Origin of the sequence: Amycolatopsis sp. NPDC051045, assembly GCF_040682955.1 — a bacterium.
In the GTDB taxonomy this organism is placed as follows: domain Bacteria; phylum Actinomycetota; class Actinomycetes; order Mycobacteriales; family Pseudonocardiaceae; genus Amycolatopsis.
In genome coordinates this window covers 100,202-122,719 of record NZ_JBFBCC010000008.1, presented here as the reverse complement: position 1 = coordinate 122,719, position 22,518 = coordinate 100,202, and the positions used below count along the sequence as shown (strand labels likewise).

At 72.6% G+C, this 22,518-nt stretch carries 21 protein-coding genes and 2 pseudogenes; 9 read left to right on the top strand and 14 right to left on the bottom strand.

What is annotated here, in order from left to right:
- The first annotated feature begins 27 nt into the window (after positions 1-27).
- The gene (locus AB0M80_RS20615; RefSeq protein WP_364566951.1) at positions 28-963 is read left to right on the top strand and encodes a ParA family protein; all 936 of its coding nucleotides are present in this window, start codon (positions 28-30) and stop codon (positions 961-963) included.
- A gap of 82 nt (positions 964-1,045) precedes the next feature.
- Here AB0M80_RS20615 and hisG read toward each other — a convergent pair whose 3' ends face one another.
- From hisG to metH, 6 genes are all read right to left on the bottom strand, one after another.
- Positions 1,046-1,891 carry an ATP phosphoribosyltransferase gene (hisG, locus tag AB0M80_RS20610; RefSeq protein WP_364566948.1) on the bottom strand — a complete coding sequence of 282 codons (846 nt, stop codon included), beginning with the start codon at positions 1,889-1,891 and terminating at the stop codon, positions 1,046-1,048.
- Between the two features lie 46 nt (positions 1,892-1,937).
- On the bottom strand, positions 1,938-2,201 hold the full coding sequence (locus AB0M80_RS20605) for a phosphoribosyl-ATP diphosphatase (protein WP_013226745.1): 264 nt from the start codon (positions 2,199-2,201) through the stop codon (positions 1,938-1,940).
- 102 nt (positions 2,202-2,303) lie between these two features.
- The gene (locus tag AB0M80_RS20600) at positions 2,304-2,789 is read right to left on the bottom strand and encodes a methylated-DNA--[protein]-cysteine S-methyltransferase (protein ID WP_364566946.1); all 486 of its coding nucleotides are present in this window, start codon (positions 2,787-2,789) and stop codon (positions 2,304-2,306) included.
- A 24-nt stretch (positions 2,790-2,813) separates the two neighbouring features.
- Entirely contained in the window at positions 2,814-4,277 is a 1,464-nt protein-coding gene (locus AB0M80_RS20595; protein ID WP_364566945.1) for an AlkA N-terminal domain-containing protein, read from the bottom strand.
- Positions 4,278-4,310: 33 nt separating this feature from the next.
- A complete protein-coding gene (locus AB0M80_RS20590) occupies positions 4,311-4,988 on the bottom strand; it encodes an HAD family phosphatase (RefSeq protein ID WP_364566943.1) in 678 nt (225 codons plus the stop codon).
- Positions 4,989-5,007: 19 nt separating this feature from the next.
- Positions 5,008-8,559, bottom strand: a complete 3,552-nt coding sequence (gene metH, locus AB0M80_RS20585; protein WP_364566941.1) for a methionine synthase — start codon at positions 8,557-8,559, stop codon at positions 5,008-5,010.
- A 38-nt stretch (positions 8,560-8,597) separates the two neighbouring features.
- Between metH and AB0M80_RS20580 the strand changes: the two genes are divergently transcribed.
- Complete coding sequence (locus tag AB0M80_RS20580; protein WP_364566939.1) at positions 8,598-9,509, top strand: PAC2 family protein; 912 nt, start codon at positions 8,598-8,600, stop codon at positions 9,507-9,509.
- 4 nt (positions 9,510-9,513) lie between these two features.
- Here AB0M80_RS20580 and AB0M80_RS20575 read toward each other — a convergent pair whose 3' ends face one another.
- Positions 9,514-10,449, bottom strand: a complete 936-nt coding sequence (locus AB0M80_RS20575; RefSeq protein WP_364566937.1) for a phosphotriesterase — start codon at positions 10,447-10,449, stop codon at positions 9,514-9,516.
- Between the two features lie 38 nt (positions 10,450-10,487).
- Between AB0M80_RS20575 and AB0M80_RS20570 the strand changes: the two genes are divergently transcribed.
- The gene (locus AB0M80_RS20570) at positions 10,488-11,033 is read left to right on the top strand and encodes a CGNR zinc finger domain-containing protein (RefSeq protein ID WP_364566934.1); all 546 of its coding nucleotides are present in this window, start codon (positions 10,488-10,490) and stop codon (positions 11,031-11,033) included.
- On the opposite strand, the gene AB0M80_RS20565 is transcribed toward AB0M80_RS20570, so the two are convergent.
- From AB0M80_RS20565 to AB0M80_RS20555, 3 genes and pseudogenes are all read right to left on the bottom strand, one after another.
- Positions 11,028-11,861 carry a metallophosphoesterase gene (locus AB0M80_RS20565; protein ID WP_364566931.1) on the bottom strand — a complete coding sequence of 278 codons (834 nt, stop codon included), beginning with the start codon at positions 11,859-11,861 and terminating at the stop codon, positions 11,028-11,030. The two genes, AB0M80_RS20570 and AB0M80_RS20565, sit on opposite strands and share 6 nt — an antisense overlap.
- Before the next feature lie 31 nt (positions 11,862-11,892).
- Positions 11,893-12,525: pseudogene (locus tag AB0M80_RS20560) on the bottom strand (MarR family transcriptional regulator); the annotation flags it as partial.
- Between the two features lie 123 nt (positions 12,526-12,648).
- Positions 12,649-12,960, bottom strand: a pseudogene (locus AB0M80_RS20555) (helix-turn-helix domain-containing protein); the annotation flags it as partial.
- On the opposite strand from AB0M80_RS20555, the gene AB0M80_RS20550 reads away from it, so the two are divergent.
- Both AB0M80_RS20550 and AB0M80_RS20545 read left to right on the top strand, forming a co-directional pair.
- A complete protein-coding gene (locus AB0M80_RS20550; RefSeq protein WP_364566928.1) occupies positions 12,959-13,231 on the top strand; it encodes a hypothetical protein in 273 nt (90 codons plus the stop codon). The pseudogene AB0M80_RS20555 and the gene AB0M80_RS20550 sit on opposite strands and share 2 nt — an antisense overlap.
- Positions 13,228-14,628 (top strand): serine hydrolase domain-containing protein, encoded by a 1,401-nt coding sequence (locus AB0M80_RS20545; RefSeq protein WP_364566925.1) that lies wholly within the window; start codon positions 13,228-13,230, stop codon positions 14,626-14,628. Before AB0M80_RS20550 ends, AB0M80_RS20545 begins: the two co-directional genes overlap by 4 nt.
- Here the strand turns inward: AB0M80_RS20545 and AB0M80_RS20540 are convergent.
- Both AB0M80_RS20540 and AB0M80_RS20535 read right to left on the bottom strand, forming a co-directional pair.
- Complete coding sequence (locus AB0M80_RS20540) at positions 14,535-15,770, bottom strand: MFS transporter (RefSeq protein WP_364566922.1); 1,236 nt, start codon at positions 15,768-15,770, stop codon at positions 14,535-14,537. The two genes, AB0M80_RS20545 and AB0M80_RS20540, sit on opposite strands and share 94 nt — an antisense overlap.
- Positions 15,767-16,354, bottom strand: a complete 588-nt coding sequence (locus AB0M80_RS20535; RefSeq protein ID WP_364566920.1) for a helix-turn-helix domain-containing protein — start codon at positions 16,352-16,354, stop codon at positions 15,767-15,769. Before AB0M80_RS20535 ends, AB0M80_RS20540 begins: the two co-directional genes overlap by 4 nt.
- Positions 16,355-16,500: 146 nt before the next feature.
- Here AB0M80_RS20535 and AB0M80_RS20530 point away from each other — a divergent pair, with 146 nt between their 5' ends.
- Both AB0M80_RS20530 and AB0M80_RS20525 read left to right on the top strand, forming a co-directional pair.
- Positions 16,501-16,977 (top strand): MarR family transcriptional regulator, encoded by a 477-nt coding sequence (locus tag AB0M80_RS20530; protein WP_364566917.1) that lies wholly within the window; start codon positions 16,501-16,503, stop codon positions 16,975-16,977.
- Positions 16,978-17,135: 158 nt separating this feature from the next.
- On the top strand, positions 17,136-18,767 hold the full coding sequence (locus AB0M80_RS20525; protein ID WP_364566914.1) for an ABC-F family ATP-binding cassette domain-containing protein: 1,632 nt from the start codon (positions 17,136-17,138) through the stop codon (positions 18,765-18,767).
- A 22-nt stretch (positions 18,768-18,789) separates the two neighbouring features.
- Here the strand turns inward: AB0M80_RS20525 and mshC are convergent, their stop codons facing one another.
- Both mshC and AB0M80_RS20515 read right to left on the bottom strand, forming a co-directional pair.
- Positions 18,790-20,028, bottom strand: a complete 1,239-nt coding sequence (gene mshC / locus AB0M80_RS20520; protein WP_364566911.1) for a cysteine--1-D-myo-inosityl 2-amino-2-deoxy-alpha-D-glucopyranoside ligase — start codon at positions 20,026-20,028, stop codon at positions 18,790-18,792.
- 24 nt (positions 20,029-20,052) lie between these two features.
- A complete protein-coding gene (locus AB0M80_RS20515) occupies positions 20,053-20,829 on the bottom strand; it encodes a TipAS antibiotic-recognition domain-containing protein (RefSeq protein WP_364566908.1) in 777 nt (258 codons plus the stop codon).
- Between the two features lie 54 nt (positions 20,830-20,883).
- On the opposite strand from AB0M80_RS20515, the gene AB0M80_RS20510 reads away from it, so the two are divergent.
- Together AB0M80_RS20510 and AB0M80_RS20505 are read left to right on the top strand one after the other, a co-directional pair.
- Positions 20,884-22,146 carry an amidohydrolase family protein gene (locus AB0M80_RS20510; protein ID WP_364566906.1) on the top strand — a complete coding sequence of 421 codons (1,263 nt, stop codon included), beginning with the start codon at positions 20,884-20,886 and terminating at the stop codon, positions 22,144-22,146.
- Positions 22,143-22,490: a hypothetical protein gene (locus AB0M80_RS20505; protein ID WP_364566904.1), complete on the top strand. Its 348-nt coding sequence runs from the start codon at positions 22,143-22,145 to the stop codon at positions 22,488-22,490. Before AB0M80_RS20510 ends, AB0M80_RS20505 begins: the two co-directional genes overlap by 4 nt.
- Positions 22,491-22,518: the final 28 nt, after the last annotated feature.

Below are 22,518 nucleotides of genomic sequence, written 5' to 3'. Positions count from 1 at the left end.
AACGACCGACTTGAGGAGCGCTCCGGCATGCAGATCACCTCGGTGGTCAACCAGAAAGGCGGGGTCGGCAAGACCTCTCTGAGCGTCGGCACCGCGGCCGCACTGGCCGAGCGGGGCCGGCGGGTGCTCCTGGTCGACCTCGACCCGCAAGGCCACGCGACGACCGAGATGCTCGGGTTGTCCGAGGTCCCCGCGGACCAGCCGAGCCTGGCGAAGGCGCTGGCCAAGACGTGGAAGGGCTCGATCGAGGAACTCGTCGTCCCGCACCCGCGCAGCAACCTGGGCCGCGGCGGCGCGCTCGACGTCGTGCCGACGTCACCGGGGATGTTCGACCTGATCCGGCGGCTCGACTCGTTCCGCGTCCCCGGCTGGCAGCTGGCGCGGGTCATCCAGTTCGCCAACTACGACCACTGCGTCATCGACTGCCCGCCGGCGCTGGACGTGCTGACGAACAACGCGCTGGCGGCGTCGCACGGCATCCTGGTGCCGGTCCAGCCGGACAAGACGAGCATCCGTGCGCTGCGGCTGCTGGCCGACCAGGTGCGGTACGTCGAGCAGACCGTCGGGCGGCAGCCGCTGGCGTGGTTCGGCCTGGTGCCAAGCCTGTACCGGCGGCCGATCTCGCACTACGCGGCCGCGGCGCTGCAGGAGATGTACGAGTTCGGCATCCCGATGCTGTCGCACCTGCCGCTGGGCGTGGTGATGAACGAGGCGGCCGCGCACGGCGTCCCGGTGACGACCTACGCCCCGGAGACGTTGCAGGCGCTGTCGTTCCGCGAGATCGCGGACACGCTGGACAGCCACCTGGCGCAGAACGCGGCCCCGGCGGTGATCCCGGCCGACGAGGAGTTCGTCTTCGAAGACTTCATCTCGGAGGTCGCGGTGGCCCGCAACGTCAACGACAACGGCGTCCGCAAGGGCCTGTACGACCTGCTGCCGAAGAAACCCCACCGCCCGCGCTGAGTCCCGCGTGTCGCGAATGACTCATCGGGGTCCCCCCTGAGTCATTCGCGACGTCGCACGGCGGGGGTCAGCACGGCGGGGGTCAGAGGCGGCAGGAGCGGATGTCCGACGCCAGGATCGCCTTCGCGCCGACCTCGGCCAGCTCGTCCATGATCCGGTTGACCTCCTTGCGCGGCACCATCGCGCGCACCGCGACCCAGTCTTCGTGGGCCAGCGGGGCCACCGTCGGCGACTCCAGGCCCGGCGTGATCGCGATCGCGCGCTCCACCAGCGTCCGCGGGCAGTCGTAGTCCAGCATCATGTACTGCTGCGCGAACACGACCCCGCGCAGGCGGGCGGCCAGCTGCGACTTCGGCTTGCTCTCCTCGGAGCCCTTCCGCTGCAGCAGCACCGCTTCCGACACGCAGATCGGGTCGCCGAACGCCACCAGGTTGTGCTGGCGCAGCGAGCGGCCGGACTCGACCACGTCGGCGATCGCGTCCGCGACGCCGAGCTGGATCGAGATCTCCACCGCGCCGTCGAGGCGGATCACCTCGGCCTCGACGCCGTGGCGGGCGAGGTCGTCGCGGACCAGCCGCGGGTACGACGTCGCCAGCCGCTTGCCGTGCAGGTCCGCCGCCTTCCAGTCCTTGCCCGCCGGGGCGGCGTAGCGGAACGTCGAGCCGCCGAAGCCCAGCGCCTGGACCTCCTCGACCGCGGCACCGGAGTCGAGCGCGAGATCGCGGCCGGTGATGCCGAGGTCGAGGTCGCCCGAGCCGACGTAGATCGCGATGTCCTTGGGGCGCAGGAAGAAGAACTCGACCTCGTTGACCGGGTCGAGCACGGTCAGGTCGCGCTGGTCATGCCGCTTGCGGTAGCCCGCCTCGCCGAGCATCTCCGTCGCCGCGGCGGCGAGGGCTCCCTTGTTCGGCACGGCAACACGCAGCATTTCGCTTTTCTCCTCGTTTTTCGAGCGACGTTCCTCGAGCGACCCGTCACAGGTAGCGGTAGACGTCCTCGGTCGACAGGCCACGGCCGAGCATCAGCACCTGCACCCGGTACAGCAGCTGCGAGATCTCCTCGGCGAGGCGCTCGTCGGACTCGTGTTCGGCGGCGATCCACACCTCGCCGGCTTCCTCGAGCACTTTCTTGCCCTGGGCGTGCACCCCGGCGTCGAGGGCGACGACGGTGCCGGACCCGTCCGGACGGGTACGCGCGCGCTCGGCAAGCTCCGCGAACAGCTCATCGAAGGTCTTCACGGTCCGGAATCCTTCCATCCCGGACCCCGCGGCGCCGCTCCGCCCCGCCGCGGGTGCTGCCCATCTCACACTGCCGTGGACACCGGTTCCCAGGAACTGGGATCAGAAGAGCGCGCCCTGCTCGAAGTCGAGCAGGTAGCGCTTGCGCTCGAGACCGCCGCCGTAGCCGGTCAGCGAACCGTTCGAGCCGACCACCCGGTGGCAGGGGACGATGATGCCGATCGGGTTCTTGCCGTTGGCCAGGCCCACCGCGCGTGACGCCGCGGGCTTGCCGAGCCGGTCGGCCAGCTGGCCGTAGGAGATCGTGGTGCCGTAGGGGATCTTGCGCAGCTCCGCCCAGACCAGCTGTTGGAACGGTGTGCCCGCGAAGGCCAGCGGCAGCTCGAACTGGTGGCGCTGCCCGGCGAAGTACTCCTTCAGCTCGCTCTCGGCGCGGAGGAAGACGGCCGCGCCCGGGTCGGGCGGGCCGAAGGTCGGCTCGGCCGGGCGGTGGCGCTGGTCGACCATGTAGAGGCCGCAGAGCGCCTCGCCCTCGGCGACCAGGGTCAACGGGCCGCACGGGCTGTCGACGACGGCGTGGGAACGCATGGTTTCTCCTGTCAGAGGGGTCGTTCAGGCGGCGGGCATCCGGTTGATCGCGTGGTCACCGGTGGCCCACAGGTGCTGGGTGGCGTAGGCGCGCCAGGGACGCCACGCCGCGGACCGGGCGACGACGGCGGCCTGGCCGCCGAGACCGAGGGTCTCCGCCGCGTACTTGATGCCGAGGTCGGTGGGGAGGAACGCGTCCGGGTCGCCCAGCGCCCGCATCGCGATGCTCTCGACCGTCCACGGCCCGAAGCCGGGCAACGCGCTCAGCGCGGCCCGGGCCGCCTCCCAGTCGCTGCCCGCGCCGAGGTCCAGCCCGTCCGTCAACGCCGACACCAGCCCCAGCAGGGTCCGGCGGCGGCTGCGCGGCATGGCCAGGGTCTCCGGGTCGAGGGAAGCCAGCGCCTCGGGCGAAGGGAACAGGTGGGTCAGGCCGCCTTCGGGGTCGTCGACCGGTTCGCCGTGCGCGACGACGAGCCGGGCCGCGTGGGTCCGCGCCGCCGCCGTCGAGACCTGCTGTCCGAGCACCGCGCGCACGGCGAACTCGGCGCCGTCGGCCGTGCGCGGGACGCGGCGGCCGGGCGCGGCGGCGACCAGCGGCGCGAGCAGCGGATCGGTGGCGAGCTGGTCGTCCACGGCGACCGGGTCGGCGTCGAGGTCCAGCAGGCGGCGGCACCGGCTGGTGGCGGCCGGCAGGTCCCGGAGGTCGGCCAGGGTGAGCCGGCAGGCGATGTGGCCGGCTTGCGGCCGCAGCGCGACGACGCCGTGGCCGTGCGGCAGCCGCAGCGTCCGGCGGTAGGCGCCGTCCCGCCACTCCTCCACCCCCGGCACACCGGTCGCCACGAGGTGCCCGAAGAGGTTGTCCGGGCACAGCGGCTCCCGGTAGGGCAGCCGCAGGACGAGCGCCCCGGCCGCGGCCGACGGTGTGCCCTTCGCGCGGCTGCGCAGCTCCGTCGGCGAGAGGGCGAACACCTCGCGGACGGTGTCGTTGAACGTCCGGATGCTGCCGAACCCGGCGGCCAGCGCCAGCTCGGTCATCGGGAGGGTGGTCGTCTCGATCAGGGTGCGCGCGGTCTGCGCGCGCTGGGCCCGCGCCAGCGCCAGCGGACCGGCACCGAGCTCGGCGAGGACCTGCCGTTCGATCTGCCGGACGCTGTAGCCGAGCCGGGCGGCGAGACCGCGCACGCCTTCGGTGTCCACGACGCCGTCGGCGATCAGCCGCATCGCCCGCGCCACCAGGTCGGCGCGCTCGTTCCACAGCGGCGAGCCGGGGCTGGCGTCGGGGCGGCAGCGTTTGCAGGCCCGGAACCCGGCCTGCTGGGCGGCAGCGGCGCTCGGGTAGAAGCTCATGTTCCGCGGTTTGGGCGGCACCACCGGGCAGCTGGGCCGGCAGTAGATCTTCGTCGTCAGGACGGCGGTGTAGAACCACCCGTCGAACCGGGCGTCCTTCGCCTGCACGGCCCGCACGCACCGTTCGAAGTCATCGTGCACCGCTTCAGCATCGCGGACCCGGGCGACTCGGGGCTAGCGGAAATGCGACGTGGTGCTCAAGGCCGCCAGCGCCGCCACGTCGATGCCCACCAAGGAGTCGCGGAACACCCGCCGCTCCCCCGCTTCGACCTCGACGTCGTTCGGGATCACGAGCACCGTGCAGCCCGCCGCGACCGCCGACGCCGTGCCCGGCGGCGAGTCCTCGACCGCGACGCACCGCTCAGGCGAGACGCCCAGCAGCTCCGCGGCCTTGAGGTACGGCCGCGGGTGGGGCTTGTTGAGCCCCTCGACCTCGTCGCCGCACACGGTGACGTCGAAGAAGTCGCGGCCGATGGTGTTCAGCGCGAGCTCGGTCAGGTCACGCTCGGTCGAGGTGACCAGCGCCGAGCGCAGGCCCGCCTCGCGCACCGCGGTCAGCGCCTCGCGGGCACCCGGGCGCCACGGCAGCTCGTCGTCGAACAGCCCGGCCGTGCGGCGGCGGATCTCCGCACCCGTCGACGCGATCGCCTCGGGATTGACCGGAAGGCCGACGACTTCGAGCAGGTACGCCGAGGTGTCGTCCATGTTGGACCCGACGAGCGTCATCCGCTGTTCCTCGGAGAGCTTGCCGCCGAGCGACTCCACCGTCTCGTAGAGGGCGACGTCCCAGAGCTTCTCGGAATCGACGAGCGTGCCGTCCATGTCCCACAACACGGCGTCGAGACCGTCCACAGTGGATCCCCTCCGGGGTCTAGGTGTTGAAGTACTTCGCTTCCGGGTGGTGGCAGACGATCGCGTCGGTCGACTGCTCGGGGTGCAGCTGGAACTCCTCGGACAGCTTGACGCCGATCCGGCCCGGCTCGAGCAGGGCGACGATCTTCGCCCGGTCCTCGAGATCGGGACAGGCGCCGTAGCCCAATGAGAACCTCGCCCCACGGTAGCCGAGCTTGAAGAACTCCTCGACGTCGTCGGGGTCCTCTGAGGCGACCGCCACACCGCCGGGGAAGGTCAGCTCTTGCCGGATGCGGCAGTGCCAGTACTCGGCCAGCGCCTCGGTCAGCTGGACGCCGAGGCCGTGCACTTCGAGGTAGTCGCGGTAGGCGTCGGCGGCGAACAGTTCGTTCGCGTAGTCCGCGATGGGCTGGCCCATGGTCACGACGGTGAAGGGCACGACGTCGACCTCGCCGGTTTCGCGGGGGCGGTAGAAGTCGGCCAGGCAGAGCCGCCGGTCGCGGCGCTGCCGCGGGAAGGTGAAGCGCAGCCGCTCCGGCGCATCCGGCTCGGGTTCGGTGAGCACGACCAGGTCGTCGCCCTCGGCGACGCACGGGAAGTAGCCGTAGACGACGGCCGCGTGGGCCAGGACGCCGTCCGCGGTCAGCCGGTCGAGCCAGTACCGCAGCCGCGGCCGTCCTTCGGACTCCACCAGTTCTTCGTACGTCGGCCCGGCGCCGCCGCGGGCGCCCTTGAGCCCCCACTGCCCCATGAACGTCGCGCGTTCGTCGAGCATCGCGGCGTAGTCGGCGAGCGCAATGCCCTTGACCACCCGCGAGCCCCAGAACGGCGGGACCGGCAGCGGCACGTCGGTGGCGACGTCGGACCGCGCGGGCGGCGGCCCGGCGAGGACTTCCTCGTCGGCTTTGCGGGCTTTGCGCGCCTCGGCGATCCGCAGCGAACGTTCGCGGCGTTCCTTGCGCTCCTGACGCTTTTTCTCCGCGTCGGCGTCCACCAGCGGCGATTCCCCGCGCTTGGCGGCCATGATCGCGTCCATCAGCCGCAATCCTTCGAACGCGTCCCGCGCGTAGCGGACGTCGCCGAGGTACAGCTCCGAGAGGTCGTTCTCCACATAGGACCGGGTGAGCGCGGCGCCGCCGAGCAGCACCGGCCAGCGCGCCCAGACGCCCCGGGAGTTCATCTCCTGGAGGTTCTCCTTCATGATCACCGTGGACTTCACCAGCAGCCCGGACATCCCGATCGCGTCGGCGCCGTGTTCCCGGGCCGCGTCCAGGATGGTCGTGATCGGCTGCTTGATGCCCAGGTTGACGACTTCGTAGCCGTTGTTGGACAGGATGATGTCGACGAGGTTCTTGCCGATGTCGTGCACGTCGCCGCGGACGGTCGCCAGCACGATCCGGCCCTTGCCGGCGTCGTCGTCCTTCTCCATGTGCGGTTCGAGGTGGGCGACGGCGGCCTTCATGACTTCGGCGGACTGCAGCACGAACGGCAGCTGCATCTGCCCGGACCCGAACAGCTCGCCGACGGTCTTCATGCCCGACAGCAGCGTGTCGTTGATGATCTGCAGGGCGGGCCGCTGCGCCAAGGCCGCGTCGAGATCGTCGGCGAGGCCGTTGCGCTCGCCGTCGACGATCCGGCGCTCGAGGCGTTCGAACAGCGGCAACGCGGCCAGCTCCTCGGCCCGCGACGCCTTGGACGACGCCGTGCTCACGCCCTCGAACAGGCCCATCAGCTCCTGCAGCGGGTCGTAGCCTTCGCGGCGGCGGTCGTAGACGAGGTCGAGCGCCACCGCGCGCTGGTCGTCCGGGATCCGCGCCATCGGCAGGATCTTCGACGCGTGCACGATCGCGGTGTCCAGCCCGGCCTGGACGCATTCGTGCAGGAACACCGAGTTCAGCACCTGCCTCGCGGCCGGGTTGAGCCCGAACGAGATGTTCGACAGGCCGAGCGTGGTCTGGACCTCGGGGTGACGGCGCTTGATCTCGCGGATGGCCTCGATCGTCTCGATGCCGTCGCGGCGCGACTCCTCCTGGCCGGTGGCGATGGTGAACGTCAGGGCGTCGACGATGACGTCCGAGGTGCGCAGGCCCCAGTTCGTCGTGATGTCCTCGATCAGCCTCGACGCGATGTCGGCCTTCTTCTGCGCGGTGCGCGCCTGGCCCTCTTCGTCGATGGTCAGCGCGACGACGGCGGCGCCGTACTCGCGCACCAGCTCCATGACCTGGGCGAACCGGGATTCCGGCCCGTCGCCGTCCTCGTAGTTGACGGAGTTGACCGCGCACCGGCCGCCGAGCCGCTCCAGCCCGGCGCGCAGCACCGGGACCTCGGTGGAGTCCAGCATGATCGGCAGGGTCGACGCCGTGGCGAGCCGGCCGGCCAGCTCGGCCATGTCCGCCGTGCCGTCGCGGCCGACGTAGTCGACGCACAGGTCGAGCAGGTGGGCGCCGTCGCGGGTCTGCTCGCGGGCGATCTCGACGCAGTCGTCCCAGCGGCCCTCGAGCATCGCGGTGCGGAAGGCCTTCGAGCCGTTGGCGTTGGTCCGTTCGCCGATCATCAGCACGCTGGCGTCCTGCTTGAACGGCACGGCCTGGTAGAGCGACGACACGCCGGGTTCGGGCCGCGGCCGCCGCGGCACCGGAGCGGTGTCCGCCACCGCCGCGGCGAGCTGCCGGATGTGCTCGTCGGTGGTGCCGCAGCAGCCGCCGACCAGGCCGACGCCGAACTCGCGCACGAACCCGGTCAGCGCCTCGACCAGCGCTTCCGGGCCGAGCGGGTACACCGCGCCGTCCGGGCCGAGCTCCGGCAGCCCGGCGTTCGGCATCACCGACAGCGGCACCCGGGCGTGCTTGGCCAGCTGCCGCAGGTGCTCGCTCATCTCGGCCGGGCCGGTGGCGCAGTTGAGCCCGATGACGTCGATGCCGAGCGGCTCGAGCGCGGCCAGCGCGGCACCGACCTCGGTGCCGAGCAGCATGGTGCCGGTCGTTTCGACGGTGATCGAAGCGAGGATCGGCACGGGCCGGCCCTCGGCGGCCATCGCCCGCTTCGCGCCGATGATCGACGCCTTCGTCTGCAGGATGTCCTGGGTGGTCTCGACGATCACCGCGTCGGCGCCGCCGGCCAGCAGGCCACGGACCTGCTCGCGGTAGGCGTCCCGCAGCGTGGTGAACGGTGCGTGACCGAGGGTCGGGAGCTTCGTGCCCGGGCCGACCGAGCCAAGCACGAACCGGGGGCGGTCCGGCGTCGCGAACTCGTCGGCGGCCTCGCGGGCCAGCCGCGCGCCGGCCTCGGCGAGTTCGAAGATCCGCTCGGTGATGTCGTACTCGGCGAAGTTGGCGAAATTGGCCCCGAAAGTGTTCGTTTCGACCGCGTCCGCGCCGGCTTCCAGATACCCGCGGTGGACCGAGCGGACCACGTCCGGCCGGGTGACGTTGAGGATCTCGTTGCAGCCCTCCAGGCCACCGAAGTCGTCCAGGCTCAGGTCGTGGGCCTGCAGCGCGGTGCCCATCGCCCCGTCGGCCACCAGGACGCGGGAACGCAGCGCAGCGAGGAACGGCGACAGGCGATCGGACATGCTGAACAGGGTAAGGCCGGTGGTCGTAGGCTGGTCCGGTGAGTGAGCCCGACGACGAGACCCCGCGGCCGCCCGGCGACCGCCCCGAACCCTCCCGGCCACTGATGGTGGTCGCCTTCGAAGGCTGGAACGACGCAGGTGACGCGGCCAGCCGGGCGGTCGAGCACCTGCAGCTCAACTGGGACGCCACGCCGCTGGCGGAGCTGGAGCCCGACGACTACTACGACTTCCAGGTCAGCCGCCCGACCGTCCGGATGGTGGACGGCGTCACTCGACGGGTGGACTGGCCGACCACGACGCTGTCGGTGTGCCGTCCCGACGGGTTCGACCGCGACGTCGTCCTCGTCCAGGGCCCCGAGCCGAACATGCGCTGGCGTGCCTTCTGCGCCGAACTCCTGGAGCACATCCAGCAGCTCGACGTCGCGACCGTGGTCACGCTGGGTGCGCTGCTCGCCGACACCGCGCACACCCGGCCGGTCCCGGTCACCGGGACGGCGTACGACAAGGACACCGCGTCGCTGTACGGGCTCGACCTGAACAACTACCAGGGCCCGACCGGCATCGTCGGCATCCTGCAGGACTACTGCGTGCAGGCGGGCATCCCGGCCGTCTCCATCTGGGCCGCGGTGCCGCACTACGTGTCGCACCCGCCGTCCCCGAAGGCGACCCTGGCGCTGCTGCACAAGCTGGAGGACATCCTCGACGTCGAGATCCCGCTGGGCGCGCTGCCGGAGCAGTCCGAGGAGTGGCAGCGCACGGTCAGCGAGATGGCCGACGAGGACGAAGAGATCAGCGAGTACGTCCGCAGCCTCGAAGAGCGCGGTGACGCGCAGACCGAGGTCGCGGAACAGGACGTCAGCGGCGACAAGATCGCCGCCGAGTTCGAGCGCTACCTCCGCCGCCGCGGCCGTGGCGGCAACGGCGGCCAGGAGGGCTTCGGCCTGCGCTGAGGCGTTACTTCAGCCAGCTGGTGGCGAACGCCCGCGCGGGGTTCGCCACCAGCATGGCCGTGACCACGTCACCGCCGAGCACCTTGGTGAGCCGGGGCGCGAGCGTGGTGAGCAGGTAGCCCGGACCCGGCTGGGCGAGCGCGGCAGCCGTCGTCGTGTCGCCGCCGAGCAGCATCTGACCGCCGTACCCGCCTTCCACCAGCGTCTCGATGCTGTCGAAGAGCCGCCAGTCGGTGGCGTGGTTGGCCCGGGACGGGCCGTCGAACCCGAGGAACACGCCGGTCTCGGCGATCTCCCGCTGGATCCGGGCGTCCGGGTTGCGGTTCAGGTGGCCGAGGATCACCCGGTCGGGGGGAACGTCGAGCTTCGAGCACAGGAGCTCGACCGTCTCCAGCGCCGCCGTGCCGAGCTCGAGGTGGACGGCGATCGGCGCCCCCGTCTCCTGGTGGGCGACCGCGGCGGCGGTCATCGTCAGCCGGGCGTGGGAGTCGATCGTGTGGAAGGCGCCGGCCACCTTCACCAGCCCGGCGCGGGGGCCGGTCCGCGGCTCGTCCGGCAGGTCCGCGGGCTGCGTGCCCTCGGTCAGATCGGCGACGAACTCCCGCACCAGGTCGTCGATCACCCGGCCGAGGATCGCCGGCGCGTAGTGCTCCGCGCGGTGCAGCCCGGTGGCGGCGACCACGTGCGCGCCGACCTCGCGCGAGATCCAGGCGAGTTCCCGGGTTCGCCGCGTCAGGCCGTACGGCGTCCACTGGACGAGCGCCGAGCCGCCTCGCGTCTTGAAGTGGAGGAGCGCCTCCGCGGCGGCCGTCGGGTCGTCGAGCTCTTGGCCGGGCAGCAGTTTCGAGGCGAAGAAGAGGTGGTCGTGCGAGTTCGTCACGCCGAGTTCGCCCGGATCGATGTCGCCCAGCACCGTGCGGACCTTGGGTTCCCCAGTCACGCCGCCGAGCGTAACGCCTCACCCGTTACGATGGCGAGGTGTCCGAAGACTTTCGCCTCGACATGGGGGCGCCCTGGTTGAACCTGCTCGCCACCCGCGGCCGGACCTTCGGTCCACAGCCGGTCGAACGGATCCCGACGCCGGAGCGGCTCGCCGACTGGCTGGCGCGGGTCGAGCTGACGCCGCTCGCGCCGGTCAAGCACGCCGACCTGCGCACGGCCCACCGGCTCCGCGAGGTGCTCCGCGAACTCGCCTTGGGCGCGGTCGACGGGATTCCGCCGAGAGCCGACCAGGTGAGCCCGCTGACGGCCTTCCTCAAGACCGAGCCGGTCCACCTCGCCGCGCTCGACCGGCTCCACCGCAGTGCCCCCGCGACGGCCGCCGACGCGTTCGGGCGGCTCGCGCACCAAGCCGCCGACTGGCTCACCGGCCCGCTGCGCCACGACCTGCGGGCGTGCCCCGAGCAGGACTGCCGCGGCGTCTTCGCCGATCCGGGCGGGCGGCGGCGCTGGTGCCCCTCCCCCGCCTGCGCCAGCCGCGGCCGGGTCCGCGCGCTCAGGGAACGGCGACGCGCGGAATCATGACGGCCACAGGAGCCGGCGCATCGGGACCGCACCCCGCGCCCGCTTCCGCCACTCGCGCGGGTAGCCCAGCGAGACCTCCTCGAACCGGACGCCGTCGGCCTCGGTGCTGCGGGGAATGTGCAGGTGGCCGTAGACCGCGATCTCCGCGCGGTAGCGGACGTGCCAGTCCTCGGTCTTCGTGGTGCCGCACCAGAGCGCGAACTCCGGCCAGTACAGCGGCGCGGTCGGGTGCCGGTGCAATGGCCAGTGCGACATCAGGATCGTGCCGTGGTCTTCGGGGATCGCGTCGAGGCGTTCGGTGCTGATCTTCAGCCGGTCCTCGCACCACGCCTGCCGGCTCGGGTACGGGTCCGGGTGCAGGAAGTACTCGTCCGTGCAGACCACCCCGGCTTCCCGGGCTTGGCGCAGGGCCTCCTCCAGGGACTTGCCCGCCGCCTCCGGGGTCCGCCAGCTGTAGTCGTAGAGCAGGAACAGCGGCGCGATCGTCAGGGGCCGCGAGCCGTGCCGCCAGACCGGGAACTCGTCCTCGGGCGTCAGCACGCCGATCTCGCGGCACCGCTCGACGAGGTGCTCGTAGCGGGCCTGGCCCCGCAGCTGGCACTCGTCGTTCTTCGTCGTCCACAGCTCGTGGTTGCCCGGCACCCAGACGACCTTCGCGAACCGGCTGCGCAGGGTCTTCAGCGTCCCGATGGTGGCTTCGGCCAGCTCGGCGACGTCGCCGGCGACGAGCAGCCAGTCTTCGGGGGTTTCCGGGACGACCGAGTCGAGGATCGGGCCGTTGCCCTCGTGGGTCACGTGGAGGTCGCTGGTGGCGAAGAGGTGCGGCACCCCTCCACCGTAACCACCGCGGGCCGGGTGGCTACGCAAAACCTGCGGATCGCTCCTCCAGAGCTTCGCGCTGGACCGGGCTCAGGCGGTCCGGCCTCGGCGTGAGGGTGACCGTCCCGGATTCGCCGTCCCGCAGGGCGAGCGGGTCGGCCAGCGCCGGCCGCCGCCGGATCGCGTCCAGTGCGGCTTCGGCCCGCTCCCCGGGCCAGCCGAGCGCGGCCGCCAGCTCGTCCGGGGTGAGCGGCCGCCGGGCGTGCACGAGAGCGGCGACCACGGTCAGAGCGTCGTACCCGGCGGCCTCCGCGACGGTGCTGCCGCTCATCTGCTCGCTGAGCCGCCCGAAGAACCGCCCCATCCGGGCGAGCCGGGCGCCGGCGGTCGTGTCCGGGCCGAAGATCTCGCTCCCCTGCTGCGCGGCGACGGCCAGCCGGCCGTGGGCGCCGGTGTCGGCCTGCCACGCCCGGAGCCAGACGTCGTCGTCGACGCGGTAGCGCTCGCGGCGCCCACCGGGGTCCGGCCCGCGCGCGACCAGCTCCATCGCTTCGAGGGCGCCGATGGACTTGGACACCGACGCCGGGCTGACCTGCAGCAGGCGCACCAGGTCGGCCGAGGTCAAGCCGCCGGCCTCGGCGGCGAGCAGGCAGGTGAACACCCGGGCGGTCATCCGCGGCAGGCCGGTGGCGGCCAGCAGGGCCGCGAACTCGTCCACGAAGCCGCGCACGACCTCGGCCGGCTCGCCGCCGGGCCGGGGCCGCCTGCGCCGCCGGGCGCGGTGACCGGCGGCCTCCTGCGCGCGGGCGGGCCGGTACTGGCCCGACGTGCTGTTGCGGGCCACCTCCCGGCTGATGGTGGACGTCGGGCGGCCGAGCCGCCGTCCGATCTCGGCGTACCCGAGCCCGTCGGCGAGCCAGTCCGCGATGCGACGGCGGTCGTCGAGGGTCAGCCTGCCTCCGGGCACCGGACTCCTCCCTCCCTGTGCGTTCACCGACAGCACAGTGCAACGGTAGTTGCGTTCACCCGCAGCCCTGTTGCAATGATTTGCTGCTGTATCAGGAGATTCTGTTGAGCGCCCATGAAACGCAACGTAGCTTTTCCGCATGCAGAAAGCGAAGGCACACGTACTGGCCTGGTCGACCGTCTCGGACGGAGACAAGTTCTGGAGCGCCTTGAAGAAGGCCAACGCCCAGCTCCCCCCGGGTGCCGCGTGGAAGCTGGCGGTCGCGAGCAAGGACGGCGCCAAGGCGGTGAACGTCATCGCCCACGACTCCGTCGACGGTGTCCGGGAGTTCTTCGAGACCCACGCCGGCGCCTACGCCACCACGGAGTACTTCGAAGCCGACGCGGCCAACGCGGTCGGGCTTGTCCGATGACGATCGACGTACCCCGGATCCGGGGCAAGGTCGCCGGACTGCTGACCCGGTACGGCATCCCCAGCGCGGCGATCGGCGTGCTCCGCGACGGCGAGATCACCGAGTTCGCCGTCGGCGTCAAGAACGTGGAAACCGCCGAACCGGCGACGACGGACACGATCTACCAGTGCGGCTCCATGACCAAGACGTGGACCGCGCTGGCCTTCCTGCAGCTCGTCGACGAGGGGAAGGCCGACCTGGACGAGCCGGTACGGACCTACCTGCCCGGGTTCACGGTGGCCGATCCGGAGACGACCGCGAAGGTCACCGCCCGGCACCTGCTCAACCACACCAACGGCATCGAAGAAGCGTTCGGCGACCCCGGCGAAGACGACGACGTCCACGAGCGCATGGTGGCGAACATCGCCGGCGCACCCCAGGTCTTCCCGCTGGGCCACACCCACGGGTACAGCGCGGCGCTGGGATACGCGATCCTCGCGCGGATGATGGAGGTGCTCGACGGCCAACGCTGGGACGACGTCATGCGGGACCGCCTCTTCGCTCCGTTGGGCCTGACCAGCACGGGCAGCCGCCGGGAGCAGGTGGACGAGGCCAGGGCCGCGACCGGGCACCTGATCCGGTCCCTGGCCGAAGGCCCCGTCGTGACGCCGGTGGACCACCTGCCGCGCGCCTTCGGGCCCGGCGGCACCATCACCTCGACGACCCGGGAAGTGCTCACGATGGCGCACGTCCTGCTCCACGAGGGCAGGGCGCTCGACGGCAGGCGGATCGTGTCGGCCGCCGGCGTCCGGGAGATGCTGCGGTCGCGGGTGCCGGTCCCGGACCCGTACCTGTTCGGGCCGGAATGGGCGCTGGGGCTGATCGTGTGCGACTGGCACGGCGAAACCGTCTACGCCACCGACGGCAGCACGATCGGCCAGAACGCCCGGCTCCGGCTGCTGCCGGAGTCGAACACCGCTGTGACGGTGCTGACCAACGGCGGACCGCGGGAAAGCTTCGCCCGCCAGGTGCTCACCGAGATCGGTACCGAACTGGGCACGGTCACGCCGCCGGAACTGCCCACGCCGGAACCGGCGCTGGAGCTCGATCTGTCGAGGTACGAGGGAGTTTACGAGCGTCCCGGTGCCCGGTACGAGGTGTCCGCCGGCGACGGGACTCTCTGCCTGACCCTGGATCTCGACCCGATGCAGGCGGCGTTCCTCGGGAGACCCGCCCGGCTGGAGTACGAGCTGCTCCCGGTGAGCCCGACGCAGTTCCTGATGCCATCGGCGGATCCGCTGGAGGACACCCAGACGGTCGCGATCTACGACTTCACCGACGGGGCCGCGCGGTACCTCCACACCAACTGCCGGGTCCATCCCCGGCGGGCGAGCGCGATGACCCCGGCGAGGACGTAGACGCCCGACTGGACGTTCAGCAGCACCGCGGGCCCGGTCGTCGCGACGAGGGTGCCCGCCAGCAGCGCGCCGGCGGTCGTGCAGGTGGCCACGACGGCGAACGTCGTGCTCAGCACGCGTCCGGCGCGCTCGGGCGCGACCGCGCTCTGGATTTCCGACAGCACTCCGGCGCCGACGACCACGCCCGGGGCGCCGGCCACGACGAACAGCCCGGCGTACACGCCCAGCGCCGTCGTGACCAGCGAGAGGTTCCAGATCACCGCGGACACCAGCCCCAGGGCGAGGGAACCCCAGCCGAGCAACGCGGCCGGCGCGGCCCGCCGGGCGACGGTGGCCAGCGCGAACCCGGCGGCCAGGCCGCCGATGGCCTGCACGCCCCGCAGCAGGCCGGCGTCGGCTTCGCTGCCGCCGAGCACGTCGAAGACGTAGACCACGAACAGCACCAGGAACATGCCCTGGGCCAGCGACGTGCACACCAGCGCGAGCCCGGTGCGCCACAGGCGCCGGTTGTGCGTCAGCTCGCGCAGGCCGTCGAGCCAGGCCCGCACCACCGGTTCCCGCGCGGGAACCGGTGCCGGCGCGGCGACCCGGCGGAACGGCTTGGCCAGCAGCGCCGCGGCCACCACGAGCACGGCCAGGTAGCCGGTGATGACGTCGGCGAGCCCGCCGAAGCCCAGCAGCGCACCACCCGCCCAGCCGCCGGCCAGCCGGGCGACGCTGCCGTTCACGCTCATCAGCCCGTTGGCCCCGGTCACGTCCGCGACCCCGACCAGTTCGGGGACCAGCGCGTTGCGCGCGGGTTCGAACACCGAGGCCAGGGCCGCCTGGCCGGCCATCACCGCGTACACCACGGCGACGCCGGGCTCGGCCAAGAGCGGGAGCGCCACGACGGCGAGCCCGCAGCAGACGCCGAACAGCACCGCGCGGCGGTTCCACCGGTCGGCGACGACCCCGGCGACCGGGCTCAGCAGCACCGCGGGCAGCAGGCCGAGCACGATGCTCAGCGCCGTCGTCGCGGCGGAGCCCGTGCGCTGGAAGACGTAGACCGGCAAGGCCACCTGCAGCATCCACTCGGCCGTCTCGCCGAAGAACGCGGCCACCCACAACCGCGCGAACGCCGGCACCCCCAGCAGCTGTTTCACGCCTCCGCCTTCCCCGAGTGTTCTATGCGCGGGAACGCGCGCAGGCTGACGTGCACCGGGCGCGCGTTCGCCGGGGCGTCCGGCCGGATCGCGCCGACGTAGGGCCGGACCAGCGCGTCGATCGCGTCGCTCAGCCGGGTCAGCTCCTCCGGCGTGACGCGCAGCGTGTACGTCGAGAGCCCGGAGGCCGCGACCCAGTCCGGGTCGAGGTCGTCGAGTGAGTCCAGGTACCGCTGGGTGAGTTCCTGCTCGTGGCCGAGGCTCGCGCCCACGACGCCCAGCTGCGCGGCTCGACGGGCCGGGTCGTCGGCGAACTGACCGATGTCCAACCCGACCTGCCGGGCGCGCCACGGGCGTTCGCGGCCGTCTTCGCCGTCGGCGCGCTCGACCAAGCCGTACTGCGCGAGCTGCCGCAGGTGCCAGCTGCAGTTGGACGCGGTCGAGCCGACGGCTTCGGCGCACTCGCTGGCGGTACGCGGGCCGACGGCGGTCAGGTGGTTCAGCAGCGCCGAGCGCAGCGGGTGCGCCAGCGCGCGCAGCAGCTCGACGTCCTCGATCCGCTTGCGCGGGGGCAGCTCGGCCATCGACCGTCCAATCTGAAAGGATTATTTCGAAAGTTCTCTTTCATACTTGGTCCCGCCCGTGGGTTTGTCAACCGGCTTCGCTATCGTTCGCCGGGCAGTGACTGCACGGAGCAGTGACTGCGTAGTGACCCGACCTTGGATGGACGTTGCCCGACCAGCGCGAACTCGCCACCGCCGCCGCCCTCGCCCTCCCCCGCTTCGTGGGCTCGACCGCGCTCTTCCACGCGGCGGTCGCCGAACGGATGGCCGTCACCCCGACCGAGCTGCACTGCCTGCACCTGCTGCACGGCGGCGTCAGCGACTCCCCGACCGAGCTCGCCCGGCTGCTCGGGATGAGCACGGGCGCGTTCACCCGGCTGCTCGACCGGATGGAACGGCACCGGCTCGCCGAGCGCGCCCCCGATCCGGCGGACCGCCGCCGGCTCGTCGTCCGGCCGCTGCCCGACCGGATGGCCGAGCTGGCCGACCTGTACGCGCCGATGGCCCGGTTCGTCGGCGAACGCCTCGCCCGCTTCGACCGCCGTCAGCTGACGGCGCTGCTGGAGTTCCTCACCGACGGCACCGCGGCGGCCGAACGGTCGACCACCGGCCTCCCGGATGTGACCCAGGCCATAACCGGTTGACTAACTCTACGGACGTTGCGTTAACCTGGTTCCACTATGAGGAACTGAACCGCGCCCATCCCGCTTCCGAGGCGGCACCCGGTCGAGCCTGACGCTCCCGGCGGCCACGACGCCCGGCGGGATTTCCGCTTTCTTCCCCCAGGGCTCGGTGATCGCACATGTCCCCCCTTTTTCCGTTGCAGGCCAAGGACGTCGTCTTCGGCTACGGCACCCGCGTCGTCCTCGACGGCGTCTCACTGACCGCGTCGGCCGGGCAGCGCCTCGGCCTGGTCGGCGAGAACGGCGCCGGCAAGTCCACCCTGCTGCGCCTGCTCGCCGGGCTCGAAGAACCGCGCTCCGGCGAGGTCCTGCGCGGCCCGGACGTCGGGTTCCTGCTGCAGGAACTGCCGTTCCCGATGGAAGCGACGTTCGCCGGCGTCCTCGACGACGCGCTCGCCGAAATCCGCACGGCCGCGGCCCGGCTCGACGAGCTGACCGCGGCGATGACCGACCGGCCCGACGACGAGGGCGTGCTCGAGGAGTACGGCCGGGTGCTGGAATGGGCGCAGGCCCACGACCTCTGGGACGCCGACCGCCGCGCGAGGCTCGTCTGCGACGGGCTCGGCCTCGGCGGCGTCGAGCCCGACCGGCGGCTCGGCACGCTGTCGGGCGGCCAGCGGTCCCGGCTCGGCCTGGCCGCGTTGCTGATCCGGCAGCCGGAGACGCTCCTGCTCGACGAGCCGACCAACCACCTCGACGACGCCGCGATGGCCTTCCTGGAACGCCACCTCACCGAACTGACCGGGATCGTGGTGCTGTCCTCGCACGACCGGGTGTTCCTCGACGCCGTCTGCACCGACATCGTCGACCTCGACCCGGCCGCGGCCGACCGCCAAGCCGGCGGCGCGGTGCGCTACGGCGGCAGCTACTCCGACTACCTCGGGCACAAGCGCGCCGAACGTGCCCGTTGGGAACAGCGCTACGCCGAGGAGCAGGAGGAACTGAAGGAACTGCGGGAAACCGTCGCGGTCACGGCGCGCAACGTCGCCTACGGCCGCGGCCCGCGCGACAACGACAAGTTCATCCACCACTTCAAGGGCGCCCGCGTCCAGAAGACGATCTCGCGCCGGGTCCGCGACGCCGAGCAGCGCCTGGAAAACCTGGAGCGCGACCAGGTGCGCAAGCCGCCGGCACCGCTGCGGTTCCGGGCCGAGCTGACCGGCCGCGCGCCGGGTGACGGACCGGCCGTCTCGGTGCGCTCGCTCGAAGTGCCGGGGCGGCTGCGGTTGCCGCGGCTCGACGTCGACGGTTCGGCCCGGTTGCTCGTCACCGGCGGGAACGGCGCCGGGAAGTCGACGCTGCTCTCGGTGCTGGCCGGCCGGCTCGCGCCGGCGGCCGGGACGGTCCACTTCGGACCCGGCGTGCGGGTCGGGCTGCTGGAGCAGGACGTGACGTTCCCCGAACCGGACCGGACCGCGGCCCGGGTGTACCGGGACGCGCTCGGCGAGGACGCTCCCCCGCTGAGCCGGCTCGGCCTGCTGGCGTCACGGGATCTCCGGCAACCGGTGGGCGCGCTGTCGGTCGGCCAGCGGCGCCGGCTCGCGCTGGCGATCCTGCTCGCCGACCCGCCGGACGTGCTCCTGCTGGACGAGCCGACGAACCACATTTCGCTGACCCTGGCGGAAGAACTGTTCGCGGCTTTGGAAACGGCCCCGGGCGCCGTCGTCATCGCGTCCCACGACCGCCGGCTACGCCGCGACTGGTCAGGCGACCACCTGAGCCTCTCCGACGGCCACTCAGCCGCCGTATAGGCCGTTATACGGTCGGCGGTGGTCAGAGGGTGACGCCGAGGAGGGCGTCGACGGCGGAGCGGATCAGGCCCGGGGCCGCCGGGTCGGTGCCGTCGCGGCGCAGGGCCTCGTTCGCCCACGCGTCGATCGCCGCCAGGGCCTTCGGCGTGTCGAGGTCGTCGGAGAGGTGGTCGCGCAGCCGCGAGACGGTGTCCTCCGCCGACGGCCCGGTGGCCAGTGAGACGGCTTCCCGCCAGCGCGCGAGCCGGGCTTCGGCGTCCGCCAGCAGCTGAGCCGTCCAGGGCCGGTCGGCGCGGTAGTGCCCGGCGAACAGCGCCAGCCGGATCGCGCCCGGGTCCACCCGGTCGGCCCGCAGCCGCGAGACGAACACCAGGTTCCCGCGCGACTTCGACATCTTCTCGCCGTCGAGGCCGATCATCCCGGCGTGCACGTAGTGCCGGGCGAACGGGCCGTCCTTGGCCACCGCCTCGGCGTGCGCCGCGCTGTACTCGTGGTGCGGGAAGATCAGGTCCGAGCCGCCGCCCTGGAGGTCGAACCCGAGGCCCAGCCGGTTGACCGCGATCGCGCTGCACTCGATGTGCCAGCCCGGGCGGCCCGGGCCGAGTTCGGACTCCCACGACGGCTCGCCTTCGCGGGCCACGCGCCACAGCAGCGCGTCCAGCGGGTGGTGCTTGCCGGGGCGGTCGGGGTCGCCGCCGCGCTCGGCGAAGAACTTCGCCATGGTCTCGGCGTCGTAGTTCGATTCGTACCCGAACCTCCCGGTCGCCGTGTGGTCGAAGTAGACGTCGGGGAACTCCGCGTCGTCCGCGCGGTAGGCGCTGCCGTTGGCCAGCAGCTTCGCGATGACCTCGACGATCTCCGGGATGCTCTCCACGGCGCCGACGAACTGCTTCGGCGGCAGTACACGCAGCGCGGTCATGTCCTCGCGGAACAGCGCCGTCTCGCGCATGCCCAGCACGACCCAGTCGTCCTGGTCGCGCGCGGCGCGCTCCAGCAGCGGCTCGTCGATGTCCGTGACGTTCTGCACGTAGTGGACGTCGTGCCCGTTGTCCCGCCAGATGCGGTTCACCAGGTCGAAGGCGAGGTACGTCGCGGCGTGCCCCAGATGCGTCGCGTCGTAGGGCGTGATGCCGCAGACGTACATCCGGGCGGTGGCGCCGGGCGCGGTCGGGCGGATCTGCCCGGTGGCCGTGTCGTGGAGCCGCAGCGGGCGGGGGGTGCCGGGGATGCGGGGCACGTCGACCGATGACCAAGTCTGCATACCTCGACTGTAAAGGCTGGCTCGTCAGGCCTTCCCGAGCGGTGGGACGAGCCGTACTCGCGCGTAGGCTTCGATGGCCCGCGCCAGCCACGCCGGGAGTTCCGGGTCGGCCCGCTCGGCCAGCTCCCGTTGCCGGGGATCGTTCAGGTACAGCCCGCCCAGCGCGGCGTAGGCCGGGGCGGTCGGCTGCCAGAAGCGGCTCACCGACTCGTAGTGCTCGGCGACGGCGTCCAGCGAGGCCGGGTCCTCCGGCGCCGCACCGGAGCGCATGACCGCCGCCAGCCGCCGGAACAGCGCCGCGCTCCGGGCGGCAGCGTGCTCGTAGTCCGCGGCGGTGAGCCCGTCCTGAGCGGCCAGGGCGCCGTCGAAGGCCGCCGCGGCGCCCTCGCCGAACGTCTCGCGGTAGGTCTGCCGCATGGCGGCGCCGTCCTTGCGCAGCCCGGCGAAGAACCGGTCCGGGTCGTCGATCCGGGCCTGGCCGAGGTCGGCGATCGTCTCCTCGACGGTGGCGATGACCCGGTCGAGGCGGCGCCGCTCCTGCTCGAGCTGGGCCAGGTGCCCGCGCAGCGCGGCCGCCTCGCCGACCTGGTCGTCCAGCACGGCGCCGATCTCGGCCAGGCCGAGCCCGAGCCGCCGCAGCAGCAGGATCCGCTGCAGGCGCAGCAGTTCGAGCCGGCCGTACCAGCGGTAGCCGTTCGCCGCCACCGAAGCCGGCGTGAGCAGGCCGATCGCGTCGTAGTGGCGGAGCATGCGCGCCGACACGCCGGACGCCTTGGCGACCTGGCTGATCGAGTACCGCATTCCGCCAGCTTAGAAGTTGACCTTCACACGATGTCAACTTCTACCGTGGGCGCCGTGACCACGACCATCACCGGCGCCCGCGTCTTCGACGGCGAGCGCCGCACCGACCACACCGCCGTCCGGCTCGCGGACGGCCGCATCGCCGCGGTCGGCGACGACACCCTGCGCCGGCCCGGCGACGAGCACGTGGACGCCTGTGGCGGCACCCTGCTGCCCGGGCTGATCGACGCCCACGTGCACCTGCTGCCCGGCGCGCCCCGGCAGGCCCTCACGTTCGGCGTCACGACCGTGCTCGACATGTTCAGCAAGCCGGACACCGTCCGGGAGGCCCTGGCCCGCGCGGCCGGACCGGACGCCGCCGACGTGCGGTCGTCCAGCGTCGGGGCCACGGCACCCGGCGGGCACCCGAGCATGATGTACGCGCCTTTCCCGTGCGTGACCGGACCGCAGGACGCCGAGCGGTTCGTCGCCGATCGCGTCGCCGAAGGGGCGGCGCACCTCAAGGTGCTCTACGACGACGGCACCGGCGGGCCGATGCCGATGCCGTCGCTGGCCGTGCCGACGATCGCCGCGCTGGCCGAGGCCGCGCACCGGGCGGGGCTCGTCGTCGCGGCGCACGTGTCGACCGCACGCGGGGCCGTCGACCTGCTGCCCACCGGTGTGGACGTGCTGGCCCACGTGCCGTTCGACGCCCTCACCGGCCACCAGGTCGCCGCCATCGCCGCGGCGGGTATCGCGGTCGTTTCGACGCTGTCGGTGGCCGACGGCTTCCCCGGCGGTGCCCTGCTCGGCGAACCCGCCCTCGTTCGCCGGCTGGGGCCGGCGTGGTGCGCGGTCCTCGAACGGCAACGGCGGCGGTGGCGGCCGCCGCAGCTGCCGGATTTCGCGGCCGCGCGGGCCAACGCCCGGCTGCTGCACGAGGCCGGCGTGCCGCTCTTGGCCGGGACGGACGCACCCAACCCGGGCACGGTCCACGGCGCGAGCCTGCACCGGGAGCTGGGGCACCTGGTGGCGGCGGGCCTGCCGCCGGCCGCGGCGCTCACCGCGGCGACCGCTCGCCCGGCCGACGTGTTCGGCTTGGCCGACCGCGGCCGGATCCGGCCCGGGCTGCGCGCGGACCTCGTCCTGGTCGACGGCCACCCCGACGAAGACATCACGCGGACGCCGCACCTCGCGGCCGTGTGGAAACAGGGTGTGCGCGCCGACCTCGACGCCTACACCGGCTCGGCCGACGAGCAGGCCGGGCTCGCCGCCTTGCGAGCGCAGACCGAGAAGGTCGTCGCCGCCGTCCGCGACCGGCTGGGAGTCGAGCTGTGAGCACGATCGAGGTCCGGCGCGACGAGGACGGCGAACTCCTCGGTCACCTGCGGCGGGTGGCCGTGGGCTGGGAGCCGGTCACCGTGTTCCACGCGGCGCTCGCCGAGCCGACCGGGCGCGACGAAGCCGAGGACGTCGTCCGCCGCGACGGCCTTTCGAGCCTGAGCGACCCGTGGTGGGTCGAGGAAGCGCCGGGCCGGTGGACGGAGGCACGCATCCAGGAAGCGCACCCGGACCGACTGCGGGTGCGCTGGGCGGACCCGCTGGCCGACCAGCCCGCGCCCGGCCGGTGGATCGACCCGCGCGCGGTGCGCGTCCGGCGGCACCACCCAGGACGCCCGTGAGCGGGTGCTCCCGCGGCCGCGGGAGCAC